The sequence below is a fragment of the Mesorhizobium sp. M0904 genome, from assembly GCF_040319475.1.
GTDB lineage: Bacteria > Pseudomonadota > Alphaproteobacteria > Rhizobiales > Rhizobiaceae > Mesorhizobium.
Window position 1 is genome coordinate 37,882 of the sequence record NZ_JAMYOC010000008.1, and the last position, 13,233, is coordinate 51,114.

Here is a 13,233-nt window from a genome sequence, read left to right on the forward strand (position 1 = left end):
CATGCGCGACATATTGAACGACCTCGAAGCTGGAAAGCAGCTCTCCGATCCGGACCCGGTGCGTCGCGCCCAGATCCAGATGAAGACGCAACTGCCGAAGCGCTTCTACAAGTCTGTCGCGGTAGCACCGGTCGAAGACGGTTTTGCCGTCCATCTCGATGGCAAGCCCGTCCGCACGCCGGCCAAGGCGCTGCTGGCGCTGCCAACCGAAACGGCGGCTGCTCTCGTCGCCGAGGAATTCGCCGCACAGGAGGAGACCATCGACCCGGTGACGATGCCGGTGATGCGTCTGGTCAATACGGCAATCGATGGCGTCGCCAGTGATCCCCAGGCGGTGCTGGAGGACATACTGCGCTTCGCCTCATCCGATCTGCTCTGCTACCGCGCCGATGCGCCCCAAGGACTAGTCGACCGGCAGAACGAGCATTGGGACCCGGTCATCGACTGGGTGCGCAGCGCACTCGGCGCCCGGTTCCATCTCGCCGAAGGCGTGATCCATGTCGAACAGCCGCGCGAGAGTATCGCGCTGCTCGGCCAGCATCTTGCCCAACGTGCCGATCCGCTGCGCCTTGCCGCCATCCACGTCATGACCTCGCTGACCGGATCGGCGCTGCTGGCGCTCGCCGTCGACTTCGGCGAGCTCGACGGCGAGGCGGCCTGGGCTGCCGGTCATGTCGACGAGGACTGGCAGGCCGAGCAATGGGGCCATGACGCAGAGGCGCTCGCGCGCCGTGCTGCCCGCAAGCGCGACATGATGGCCGCAGTCAAGCTGCTCGAAGCTCTCAAAGGCTGACGGCACCGCCCGCTATTTCGCACTGCACATTAGACCAAAGTCATAATCCCAAAGGCGGTCTGCCTCTGGGCACTGCTTTCTGTCATTTTTTGCACCGGTGGCTGCACTGAGTCTGCGTTGCGAGGAAACGCGGACGATGACGCGCAGCATCGAGGGCTGACGGAATCACACGGGAGGATACGCTCATGGCAATGGCATCGACCGCCGGCAAAACAAGCCGCGGCATGACACGCGAGGAGAAGAAGGTCATCTTCGCTTCTTCGCTCGGCACCGTTTTCGAATGGTACGATTTTTATCTCTACGGCTCGCTGGCCGCCTTCATCGGCGCCACCTTCTTCTCGTCGGCGCCGGAAGCGACACGCAACATCTTCGCCCTGCTCGCCTTCGCGGCCGGTTTCCTGGTGCGCCCGTTTGGCGCCCTGCTGTTCGGCCGCATCGGTGATCTCGTCGGCCGTAAATATACCTTCCTCGTCACCATGACGATCATGGGCCTGTCGACCTTCCTGGTCGGCCTTCTGCCCGGATATGCGAGCTGGGGCATCGCCGCGCCGGTGATCCTGATCATCCTGCGCATGCTGCAGGGCCTGGCGCTCGGTGGCGAATATGGCGGCGCCGCGACCTATGTCGCCGAACATGCGCCCGACGACCGCCGCGGCTACTACACGTCATGGATCCAGACGACGGCGACGCTCGGTCTGTTCCTGTCGCTGATCGTCATCCTGATCGTGCAGGCGTCGATGAGCAAGGAAACTTATGCCGCCTGGGGTTGGCGCGTTCCTTTCCTGGTCTCCTTCCTGCTGCTCGGCATCTCGCTCTGGATCCGGCTGTCGCTCTCCGAATCGCCGACCTTCCAGCGCATGAAGGACGAAGGCAAAGGCTCCAAGGCACCATTGACGGAAGCCTTCGGCCAGTGGAAGAACGCAAAAATCGCGCTGCTGGCGCTACTCGGCCTTACCGCCGGTCAGGCCGTAGTCTGGTACAATGGCCAGTTCTACGCGCTGTTCTTCCTAACCAACGTGCTCAAGGTCGACGCGCAGTCGGTCAACATCATGATCGCAATCGCGCTAGCGGTCGGCTCCATCTTTTTCGTCGTGTTCGGCTGGCTCTCCGACAAGATCGGCCGCAAGCCGATCATCATGGCCGGCCTTGCGCTGGCGATCGTCTGCACCTTCCCGTTGTTCAAGGCGCTGACCTGGGCAGCCAATCCGGCGCTCGCCACCGCGCAGCAGAACACACGCGCGACGGTGACCGCGGCACCGGGAGACTGCAAGTTCCAGTTCAACCCGGTGGGCACTGCAAAGTTCACGACCTCATGCGATATCGCCACCTCGTTCCTGACCAAGAACTCGGTGCCGTACGACGTGGTATCGACTGCGGCGCCCGGTACAGCCGCGTCGGTCAAAATCGGCAACGAGACGGTTGAGTCTTATGACGCCACGGCCGCCGGCGATCAGGCCAAGGCCAAGGATGCCGCTTTCGCCAAGGCGGTCTACACGGCACTTCGGGATGGCGGCTACCCGCTGACGCGGGCAGCCGCCAAGGTGCCGGACCAGAAGCTCGAGGCCTTTATTGCGGCCAATCCTGAGCTGAAGCTCGATGCCGCGGCAATCCGCGCCGGCGACAAGGCAACCGTTCCGACTGACCAGGCGATCAAGGACAAGCTGCTGACTGCCGACGAGGCTGCGGGAGCCCCGGAGGTTACCGTCTATACCGTACCCGGCGGCGGTCCCTTCGCCATGTTTGCCGACCCTGCAGCGGTCAACTGGCCGATGACGATCGCCATCCTGTTCATCCTCGTGGTCTTCGTCACGATGGTCTACGGGCCGATCGCCGCGATCCTGGTCGAGATGTTCCCGACCCGCATCCGTTACACCGGCATGTCGCTGCCCTATCACATCGGCAATGGCTGGTTCGGCGGGCTGCTGCCGGCGACGGTGTTCGCGCTCAGCGCCTACAAGGGCGATATCTATTACGGTCTCTGGTATCCCGTGGTGATCGCGGCGATGTCGCTGATCATCGGCATGATCTTCATCAGGGACACGCTCGGAACGGACCTGCACACCAAGCAGTAGCCTGTACCGGTCCATAGCAAAGCCCGGCGCGAGCGATCGCGCCGGGCTTTTTCAATTTATCGAGTGCAGGGCTTAGCTCTTCCGATCCTGTTTCGCTTCCTCGATCGCTGCCTCATGATACCAGGCACTTCCGAAATCCGTTCGGTTGCGCAAAGAAGCAAGTTCTGCCGCGAACTTAGCCTTTCCGCTTAAATTTGAGGCAGAGGCGCGCGCTGCCACCGGGAACATCAGGATTTTGGCCGACTGACGAGTGGAAGTGATTTCCATTGTCGGTTTCCTTTCTTCGACAGAACCTTGCCGATTCAACCTTTGCCCAACATAGGTTCAGCAATCGAATTAGGCAACATGATTACGAAAAGATCAGTACTTGCATATTATTTGTGCAAAATGTGCTTGTGGATGATCCGAGCGCAGCATGACGGCGGACCAGCGATTTTGGGTGGATACAACCCCACTTTTGCCGCATCCGTCGCCGGCGAGAATGGCACACGAATTGCATTTTACTAGTCCGGCAGGTCGGCTGCTGGATAGGCCGGCTCGCCCCGGCGCCATCCAGGGTTCGGTGATCAAGCAACGAGAGGCTAGAATGACGAAATACAAGCTCGAGTACATTTGGCTCGATGGATACACCCCGGTTCCCAACCTCCGCGGAAAAACGCAGGTCAAGGACTACGCCGAGTTTCCGACGCTCGACCAGCTTCCGCTGTGGGGCTTCGACGGTTCTTCGACCATGCAGGCCGAGGGCCACAGCTCCGACTGCGTTTTGAAGCCGGTCGCCATTTATCCGGATCCCGCCCGCACCAACGGCGCGCTCGTCATGTGCGAAGTCATGATGCCGGACGGCGTAACGCCGCACGCGTCCAACAAACGCGCCACCATTCTCGACGACGAGGGCGCCTGGTTCGGCTTCGAGCAGGAATATTTCTTCTATAAGGACGGCCGTCCGCTCGGCTTCCCCGAGAGTGGCTATCCGGCGCCGCAAGGCCCGTACTACACTGGCGTCGGCTACAGCAATGTCGGCTCCGTCGCCAGGCAGATCGTCGAGGAGCATCTCGACCTTTGCCTTGCCGCCGGCATCAATCATGAAGGCATCAACGCCGAGGTGGCCAAAGGCCAGTGGGAATTCCAGATCTTTGGCAAGGGCTCCAAGAAGGCCGCCGACCAGATGTGGATGGCGCGCTATTTGTTGCAGCGCCTGACCGAGAAGTACGGCATCGACATCGAATACCACTGCAAGCCGCTCGGCGACACCGATTGGAACGGCTCCGGCATGCATGCCAACTTCTCGACCGCCTATATGCGCGAAGTCGGCGGCAAGGGCTATTTCGAGGCGCTGATGGCAGCCTTCGACAAAAACCTGATGGACCACATCGCCGTCTATGGGCCGGACAACGACAAGCGTTTGACCGGCAAGCACGAGACCGCGCCCTGGAACAGGTTCAGCTACGGCATCGCCGACCGCGGCGCTTCGATCCGCGTGCCGCATTCCTTTATCAACAACGGCTACAAGGGCTATCTCGAGGATCGCCGTCCGAACTCGCAGGGCGACCCCTACCAGATCGCTTCGCAGATATTGAAGACGATCGCCTCCGTCCCGACCAGCGCCGAGGTTTCGGCGGCGGCTTGAGAATGCGTTCACGGCGCGGACCTCGGGTGTCTGCGCCGTGACTTTCTTTCCCATCCCATTGCATCAAAAAACCCCGGCGTGTCTCCGCCGGGGTTTTTCTACGTGACTATGAGGTTCGGGGTCACACCGAATAATACATATCGTATTCGACCGGATGCGGCGTCATTTCGAAGCGCATCACCTCGGCCATCTTGAGCTCGATATAACTGTCGATCTGGTCGTCGTCGAAGACGCCGCCGGCCTTCAGGAAGCCGCGGTCCTTGTCGAGGCTCTGCAGGGCTTCGCGCAGCGACCCGCAGACGGTCGGGATCTTCTTCAATTCCTTCGGCGGCAGGTCGTAGAGATCCTTGTCCATCGGCTGTCCCGGGTGGATCTTGTTCTTGATGCCGTCGAGGCCGGCCATCAGCATGGCGGCAAACGCGAGATAGGGGTTGGCACCAGGATCGGGGAAGCGGACCTCGACGCGCTTGGATTTCGGCGACGAGCCGAACGGAATGCGGCACGAGGCCGAGCGGTTGCGTGCCGAATAGGCGAGCAGCACCGGCGCTTCATAGCCCGGCACCAGGCGCTTGTAGGAATTGGTCAGCGGGTTGGTGAAGGCGTTGATCGCCTTCGCATGCTTGATGATGCCACCGATGTAGAACAGGCAGCTCTCGGACAGGCCGGCATATTCGTTGCCGGCGAAAGTCGGCTTGCCTTCCTTCCAGATTGACTGGTGGACATGCATGCCCGAGCCATTGTCGCCGAACACCGGCTTCGGCATGAAAGTGGCCGTCTTCCCATAGGCGTTGGCGACCTGGTGCACGACATATTTGTAGATCAGCATCTTGTCGGCGTTGCGGACCAGCGTGTCGAACTTGATGCCGAGCTCGTGCTGCGCGGCGGCCACTTCGTGATGGTGCTTTTCAACGCGCACGCCCATTTCGGCGAGCACGGTGAGCATTTCCGAGCGCATGTCCTGTGCCGAATCGATCGGCGGCACCGGGAAATAGCCGCCCTTGATGCGCGGCCGGTGACCGAGGTTGCCGGTCTCATAGTCGGTGTCGTCATTGGACGGCAGTTCGGTGGAATCCAGCCTGAAGCCGGTGTTGTAAGGATCGGCCTTGTACTTGACGTCGTCGAACACGAAGAACTCGGCTTCAGGACCGACGAAGATCTGGTCGCCGATGCCCTCGGCCATCATGTAGGCCTCGGCCTTCTTGGCGGTGCCGCGGGGGTCGCGGTTGTAGGATTCTCCCGAGATCGGATCGAGAATGTCGCACAGGATGACCATGGTCGACTGGGCGAAGAACGGGTCCATATGCACCGTATCCGCATCGGGCATCAGCACCATGTCGGACTCGTTGATCGCCTTCCAGCCGGCGATCGAGGAACCGTCGAACATGACGCCATCGGCAAACATGTCTTCCTCGACCTCGACGACATCCATCGTTACGTGCTGCAGTTTGCCCTTCGGATCGGTGAAGCGCAGATCAACGAACTTCACGTCGTTGTCTTTGATCTGCTTCATGATGTCTTTGGCTGTCGTCATGTCCCTGCTTCCCTATGTGATGACGTTTGAACGTGGCCTTTTAACGGGAAAATTCAGACGGCGTCCATGCCGGTTTCGCCGGTGCGGATGCGCACCACTTCCTCGATGTTCGAGACGAAGATCTTGCCGTCGCCGATACGGCCGGTCTGGGCCGCCTTGCGGATAGCTTCGATCGCGGCTTCGACCGCATCGTCGCCGAGCACGACCTCGATTTTCACCTTTGGCAGGAAGTCGACGACATATTCGGCGCCGCGATAAAGCTCGGTGTGGCCCTTCTGGCGGCCAAAGCCCTTGGCTTCGGTCACGGTGATGCCTTGCAGCCCGGCCTCCTGAAGCGCTTCCTTCACTTCGTCTAGCTTGAACGGCTTGATGATCGCTTCGATCTTTTTCATGTAAAAAGTGGCCTCCACTGCCAAAAAAGACGGGTTGTGAGCCCCGCTTGCGCCTCAATCAAGCACGAACTGTGCCAATTGATGGGGCGCCGAGCAGCCTCACATGATTTGGATACCATGCCGCGCAGGAATGTACATTCGCATCATTCGCTGCGTCGGATGTGCCATGAACGCCGCGAGCGTACACACCGCCGGTCCTGCCGTCCGCACAAAAATTGGGCAGATCGGATATTTCATGAGCAGCTGCGCGCCGTCGTCCCGAACGAGGTGCGCCGCCAAATTTGCTTGGGGACCTTCGTTGTTTGCGTCGGATCAAAAACTGGACAATGCTTGGGGAAATGATGTGCATGTCGCCTGATATTCCATGAGCAACGAACTTTTGTCTCCCTCCGAAATGGCCGAGGCCGACCGGCTGGCGATTGCCGCCGGTCCATTCGACGGTATTGGCCTGATGCGCAATGCCGGCGCCGCGGTTGCCGCCGTAGTGCTCAAGCGCTACCCGGCGGCGACACGCGTCCACGTGCTTTGCGGCCCCGGTAACAATGGCGGCGACGGCTATGTCGTGGCCCGCATCCTTCGGGAGAGCGCCGTCGATGTCTCTGTGTGGGCGTCCGGATCGCCCAAAGGCGGCCGTGATGCGGCACTCGCTGCCTCGGAATGCCCGGTTGAAGCTCGGCCGCTGTCGGATTTCGTTGCCGAGGTGGGCTCCGTCGTGGTTGACGCGCTCTATGGGGCGGGGCTGTCCAAGCCGCTGTCCGGCGACGCCGCCAAGGTGATCGACATTGCGGCCGAATTGAACTTGCCGGTTGTGGCGGTCGACCTGCCGTCGGGCGTTTCAGGCGAGAGCGGCAATGTGTTAGGAAAGGCCTTCCGGGCCCGGACCACGGTGACCTTCGCGCGAAAGAAGCCAGGCCATCTGCTGTTGCCGGGGCGCGAGCTGTGCGGCGACATCGAGCTCGCCGATATCGGCATAGACAACAGCATCGTTGCGCAGCTTCAACCGCGAACATTCGAGAACATTCGGGCGCTCTGGCTTGACCGCTTTCCGGTTCCGGCCGTCGACGCCCATAAGTACAAGCGCGGCCATGTTGGCGTCTTTTCCGGCGGACCGTCGGCGACGGGTGCTGCGCGGCTGTCGGCGCTTGCCGCGGCCCGGAGCGGGGCAGGGGCCGTCACCTTGCTGTCGCCGGCGAACGCCATGCAGGTGAACGCGGCGCATCTGACCTCGGTCATGCTGCACAAGATAGACACTATCGCGGATGTGGACGAATTCGTCGGCAGCCGCCGCCCATCGGCCTTCGTGCTTGGCCCGGGATTTGGCATCGGGGAGAAAACGCGCGATTTTGCCCTGGTCGTACTTGGCAACGCCCATGGGCAGGGCAGCGGGATCGACGGGCTGGTGCTCGACGCCGACGGCATCACCTCGTTTCGCGACACGCCGGATGCCCTGTTCGAAGCCGCCCGTCGACCGAAAACGCCGGCTCTGGTGATGACGCCGCATGAGGGCGAGTTCGCCAAGCTTTTTCCCGATGTCGCCGGGCACCACGATTTGTCCAAGCTCGCCAAAGCCCGCGCCGCCGCTAAGCGTGCCAGTGCTATCCTCGTTTACAAGGGCGCCGACACAGTGATCGCGGCCCCCAATGGCCGGGCAGCGATCAACAGCAATGGTGCCTCATGGCTGGCTACCGCCGGTTCGGGCGATGTGCTGTCGGGCATCATCGCCGGGTTGCTGGCTCAGGGCATGCCAGCCTTCGAAGCGGCCTGTGCGGCAGTCTGGATCCATGCCGAGACCGGCACCCGTTTCGGACCGGGGCTGATCGCCGAGGACCTGCCGCTGGCGCTGGTGGCGGTGCTGCGCGAGCTCGTTGAAAGCCGCGGGATGGCTGCCGAATGAACCGCCTGATTGCGCTGCTCCTTGCGATCATTAGTGCCATGTCCATGGTACAGGCCGCGAACGCCGAAACTCCGCTAACCATCGTCGACGACCCGGCTGTTCTCGCCGAGCTTGACAGCAAGGGCTATGGTTTCGCTGGCATTTTCGGCGTCGATGGCAAGGGCGATTTGAAGACTCTCTACGACAAGGCGCCGGCCTATCATGCGATCGTCGAAACGATTGCAAGCGACGTCGCAGCATTGCGGGCCGAGATGAAGGCCGGCGGCCGGCCGCTTTACGAGGTGACCGACGGCAATGTCGGCCGTGTCATGGACATGCGCTGGCTGAGGACCGATGCCGCGCGCTTCCGTCTCGTCGGCATAGTCAACCGGCTCGATCGGCGCGACTTCGCCGCGCTGCAAGGCGACACGAGTTGCGGCGAAGTGCGCTTTATCTATCGCCTCGCCTACAGCTTCAAGAAGAACGGCAAGGTTTTGGCCTCGCGCCTGCCGTTCAATTTCAGTGCCATCTACAATGTCGCGCCGGATGCCGATGGCGGTTGTGTCGGCGTCGCCGGACGCTGGGCACCACAACTCGACGAGAGCGTCGATGCCGGCTGGCTGCTCGGCGGGCCGCTGGAAAGAGCGGCGCTCACCTTCAAGCAGCTCGAGCTCAATGCGCAAGTGGTCCGCTTCCCCTCCGGCCAGGAGACCGAATTCGGCGGACAGGCCGCCTATCTCATGCGCATTTTCGGCATCGACAGCGGGGCTGTCAGTGAAAAGCCGCTGGAAAACACGCCCGACACGGCACGTCTCGCCGACGATGCTGCGCTGAAAGCAAGACTTGCCGACTATGTCCGCACCAATGTCGCGGCAATCGACTCCGGCGTCTACCAAATCCCCGATAAATTCTTGGCAAAGAAGGTAGTCTCATGGTCGACTTTCGGCAGCGCAAGGCAGGCCAACCACCCGTTCACGCCACTGTTCCAGCCCGCGGATTTAGCCGGGCTTGATTATTCCAAGCGGAAGCTGGTGCGCACGCCAGAGGCATTGGTCGAGCGGCTCGACAATGGCGCCTGCCAAGGCTGCCATCAGGCGGGTTCGACCGCCGGGTTCCACTTTATCGGCCTGGATGACAAGACGACCTCGCCGCTCAACCGCATCGAGGTCGGTATCTCACCGCATCTTCACGCCGATGTCCCGCGCCGCGTCGCCTGGCTGCGCGCGACTGCCGGGGGCAAGGAACCGAACCGCTTCCGCCCGCTGTCCTTCGCGCCGCCGGCGACATGGAACGATGCCGGCGAAATTGCCTATTCGCCGGCCGAAATGGCGATGCCGTGCTTCATGCCGGAAGATGCAGCCCGCTTCGGCGCGACTTGGCAATGCGGCGGCGGCACCGTCTGCACGCCGCTAGCGACCGCGTCCGGCGTGCGCACCAAGCTGGCGCAATGTCTGTTGCCCAAGGACAGCGAAAACATATTCTCCGGCCATCCGTGCCTGACCGGCTCGATCACCAGCAACCCGGCGCAACCTTTCAATGACCGCTATATCATCACCGGCCAGTTCGCGGCGTTCGCGCCAGGCATTTCGCGTACCGGCTACACCTGCCGACCGCCGAAGATCGGCGTGCCGGCGGGTATCGCCTATCGCGGCTGCGACGATCGGGATCGCAGCTTTGCCGCCTTCAAACCGGGCAAGCCGATGCCGAACGAGATTTGCGGATTGGTCGGCGGCAAAAAATTCGACACCTGCGTGGCGACCAATAATTTCGACCAGTGCCTGGGCGGCGCTGTCAATCGCGGTAATCGTCCCGCTTGCTCGGCCGACCATTTCTGTCGCGAGGATTACATGTGCCAGTCGCTGCCGCCCGATACGCCGGGCATCGGCAAGGTGAAAGGCATCGGCTTCTGCTCGCCGACCTATTTCATCTTCCAGATGCGCATCGACAATCACGCCACGCCGTGGTCGGGCGCTGTCAGCGCGACGATGGGAGCCGGGTTCGGAGCGGCGGAAGCGGAATAGGCCGACGACTCTGACATTGGCCGCCGTAGCTCCAGGCGGACAGCTATCGATCGAGGTCGTCGGCGATGTTCGATGTCCATTCACCGTCGAAATGCCGGACGCGTTCGGCGACGATCGTATCGCTCAGCAGGCTCGACAAGGCGGAAACCAGAATTGGTTCTATCTTTGGAACCGAGCTAAATCAAAGAGCAATCAGACGGTCGGACCAGGGCGGATGGTCCGCGCTTTCGTTATCGGGCGTGTCCCACGCTTTTTGCGCATACTCCTGCAGGATGGGAAGTCTCGACAAGTGAACTGCCGCCGCGAGGATCCTTTCGAGTGGTGGACGAGGCGGCGTCATGGCGCCAAGGAGTTCACGCCGGATCGGACTGTAGACCTGATCATCGAAAAACGCACTGGCAGCACCGATCAGTAGCAGGGCGCGGGCCGCTTCATATGCGTCGCCGGACATCGCTGCATGGCGATCCGCGTCAATTTCCGCCCGCCGCGACAACCGTATTTCTTCGCGCTCCAGCGTGCGCGACAGCGGACCAAGCATCCAGTAGAACAGGCTGCCCGAAACGGTTTTTCCCGGAGGAGCGAAGTCGAAGATTAGATCGAAGCTTTTTTCGAGTTCGGCCAGGTTGAGGCCGCCGTTTGTGTCCTTGTTTCTCAGATGTGCGTTCTCATGGACCAAGATCGCGGCAAAAGCCTTTTGGTCGGTCACTCCGAGCAGAGGAAGGCCGATGGTGAGAATCGCCCCACGGCCAAGCAGCCCCAGAAACGGCCGCTCTTCACCGATACTGGCGTTGAGATCGGGGCTCAGCACGATGGTAGTCCGGCTGGCGCGGTGTTTTCCGGCAATACTCTCCCAGATGGCCCATAATTTCGGGGCTGATTCCCGAGCGATCCCCTCCGCCTTGCTGGGTCGAGAACCGGCGAACAATGTCCCGATCAACAGAACCATGCCCAGCATCGCAGCTGGGATCGCAACAACGCCAGCCGCGATGACGGCGAGCGGATGCCGGTCGAGAAACCAGAACCATAAGACTATTGGGCAGAACAGCGGCAGAGCGAAAAGCAGGACGGCAAACCTGCCGAAGCGCGTCCCCATGTAGAGGATCAGGCGCGACATCAGCGCCTCACAGCGGTATATTGTCGTGTTTCTTCCAGGGGTTCTGCATGTCCTTGTTGCGCAGCATCCTGAGTGCGCGGGCGATGCGCCGGCGGGTCGAATGCGGCATGATCACCTCGTCGACATAGCCGCGCTCGGCGGCAACGAAGGGCGAAAGGAAGCGATCCTCGTAAGCCTTTGTATGCGCAGCGATTTTCTCCGCATCGCCGATGTCCTTGCGGTAGATGATCTCGACCGCGCCCCTGGCGCCCATGACGGCAATCTGCGCCGTTGGCCAAGCATAGTTCATGTCGCCGCGCAAATGCTTTGACGCCATAACGTCATAGGCGCCGCCATAGGCCTTTCTGGTGATGACGGTGATCTTTGGGACGGTCGCTTCGGCATAGGCGAACAGAAGCTTGGCCCCATGTTTGATCAGCCCGCCATACTCCTGCGCGGTGCCGGGCAGGAAGCCCGGAACGTCCACGAAGGTGACGATCGGGATCGAGAAGCAGTCGCAGAAGCGTACGAAGCGCGCCGCCTTGCGGCTGGCGTCGGCATCGAGCACGCCGGCCAGCACCATCGGCTGGTTGGCGACGAAGCCGACGGTGCGGCCCTCGACACGGCCGAAGCCGGTGACGATGTTTTTCGCAAAATTCTGCTGGATTTCGAAGAAGTCACCCTCGTCGGCAACTTTAAGGATCAACTCCTTGATGTCGTAGGGTTTGTTGGCATTGTCGGGGATCAGCCTGTCGAGCGACAGATCGTGATCGGTGACCGACTGGTGGCATTCGATCTCGGGAATTTCCGCCGTGTTGGAGGCGGGCAGCAGATCGACCAGCCGGCGCATCTGCAACAGCGCCTCGACGTCATTGTCGTAGGCTCCGTCGGCGATCGAGGACTTCGTCGTGTGGACGGAAGCGCCGCCGAGGCTTTCGGCGGTGACTGTCTCGTTGGTGACGGTCTTCACCACATCCGGCCCGGTGACGAACATGTAGGAGGTGCCGCGGACCATGAAGATGAAGTCGGTCATCGCCGGCGAATAGACGTCGCCGCCTGCGCAAGGGCCCATGATCAGCGAAATCTGTGGGATGACCCCGGAGGCCAAAACATTGCGCTGGAAGATCTCGGCGTAGCCGCCGAGCGCCGCCACGCCTTCCTGGATGCGGGCGCCGCCGGCGTCGTAGATGCCGATGATCGGCGCGCGGTTGCGCAATGCCATCTCCTGCACCTTGACCACCTTTTCGGCATGCGCCTCGGACAGCGACCCGCCGAACACGGTGAAATCCTTGGCGAAAAGATAGACCGGGCGACCATTGATGGTGCCCCAGCCGGTAACGACGCCATCACCGGCGATCTTGGTTTTCTCCATGCCGAAATCGGTCGAGCGGTGCTCGACGAACATGTCGAATTCCTCGAACGAGCCTTCGTCGAGGAAGACGTCGATGCGCTCACGGGCGGTGAGCTTGCCCTTCTTGTGCTGGGCCTCGATGCGGGCTCGGCCGCCGCCCATGCGGGCGATCTCGCGGCGCCGCTCGAGTTCCTTCAGCACGTCCTTCATGACCGGTCCCCAAAACGGAAAGCTGGATTGTGGTAATCGTGGCAGCAAGTGAGCGCAAGCGCCGCTTCGCCATGGCTTTTGCTGCGCTGCAGCATCCGACCCCTTGCATTCCGAAGCGAAGTGGGCCATATGCGGCGGCATAGGCGCTTGGGCCGGGACACTCCGGCCTTCTCGACGAATGAGACTGGTTGCGTCTGTTTTCCCTCTTCCCGACATATCGGCAAGGTGGCGAAAAAGCCCCGTGGCATGAAGCCTGCGGGCACGACAGCG

The 13,233-nt window shown here is 61.6% G+C and carries 10 protein-coding genes; 5 read left to right on the forward strand and 5 right to left on the reverse strand.

From position 1 onward, the window contains the following. Position 1: 1 nt before the first annotated feature. Complete coding sequence (locus NKH80_RS10520; protein ID WP_352991430.1) at positions 2–793, forward strand: ATP12 family chaperone protein; 792 nt, start codon at positions 2–4, stop codon at positions 791–793. A gap of 185 nt (positions 794–978) precedes the next feature. After that, a complete protein-coding gene (locus NKH80_RS10525) occupies positions 979–2,865 on the forward strand; it encodes an MFS transporter (protein ID WP_352991432.1) in 1,887 nt (628 codons plus the stop codon). Positions 2,866–2,937: 72 nt separating this feature from the next. Here NKH80_RS10525 and NKH80_RS10530 read toward each other — a convergent pair whose 3' ends face one another. Continuing rightward, positions 2,938–3,132 (reverse strand): DUF2735 domain-containing protein, encoded by a 195-nt coding sequence (locus NKH80_RS10530; RefSeq protein WP_292660390.1) that lies wholly within the window; start codon positions 3,130–3,132, stop codon positions 2,938–2,940. Positions 3,133–3,451: 319 nt separating this feature from the next. Between NKH80_RS10530 and NKH80_RS10535 the strand changes: the two genes are divergently transcribed. Beyond that, a complete protein-coding gene (locus NKH80_RS10535; protein ID WP_352507441.1) occupies positions 3,452–4,492 on the forward strand; it encodes a glutamine synthetase beta-grasp domain-containing protein in 1,041 nt (346 codons plus the stop codon). Between the two features lie 121 nt (positions 4,493–4,613). On the opposite strand, the gene glnA is transcribed toward NKH80_RS10535, so the two are convergent. After that, positions 4,614–6,023 (reverse strand): type I glutamate--ammonia ligase, encoded by a 1,410-nt coding sequence (gene glnA, locus NKH80_RS10540; protein ID WP_352704038.1) that lies wholly within the window; start codon positions 6,021–6,023, stop codon positions 4,614–4,616. 53 nt (positions 6,024–6,076) lie between these two features. Continuing rightward, on the reverse strand, positions 6,077–6,415 hold the full coding sequence (locus tag NKH80_RS10545; protein WP_019857988.1) for a P-II family nitrogen regulator: 339 nt from the start codon (positions 6,413–6,415) through the stop codon (positions 6,077–6,079). Positions 6,416–6,779: 364 nt separating this feature from the next. Between NKH80_RS10545 and NKH80_RS10550 the strand changes: the two genes are divergently transcribed. Together NKH80_RS10550 and NKH80_RS10555 are read left to right on the forward strand one after the other, a co-directional pair. Continuing rightward, the gene (locus NKH80_RS10550) at positions 6,780–8,309 is read left to right on the forward strand and encodes an NAD(P)H-hydrate dehydratase (RefSeq protein WP_352704036.1); all 1,530 of its coding nucleotides are present in this window, start codon (positions 6,780–6,782) and stop codon (positions 8,307–8,309) included. Next, a complete protein-coding gene (locus tag NKH80_RS10555) occupies positions 8,306–10,309 on the forward strand; it encodes a hypothetical protein (protein ID WP_352991437.1) in 2,004 nt (667 codons plus the stop codon). The genes NKH80_RS10550 and NKH80_RS10555 overlap by 4 nt, the downstream gene beginning before the upstream one ends. 181 nt (positions 10,310–10,490) lie before the next feature. Here the strand turns inward: NKH80_RS10555 and NKH80_RS10560 are convergent, their stop codons facing one another. Further along, positions 10,491–11,423 (reverse strand): M48 family metallopeptidase, encoded by a 933-nt coding sequence (locus tag NKH80_RS10560; RefSeq protein WP_352991440.1) that lies wholly within the window; start codon positions 11,421–11,423, stop codon positions 10,491–10,493. A 7-nt stretch (positions 11,424–11,430) separates the two neighbouring features. Beyond that, positions 11,431–12,963, reverse strand: a complete 1,533-nt coding sequence (locus NKH80_RS10565; protein WP_352478807.1) for an acyl-CoA carboxylase subunit beta — start codon at positions 12,961–12,963, stop codon at positions 11,431–11,433. Between the last annotated feature and the right edge of the window lie 270 nt (positions 12,964–13,233).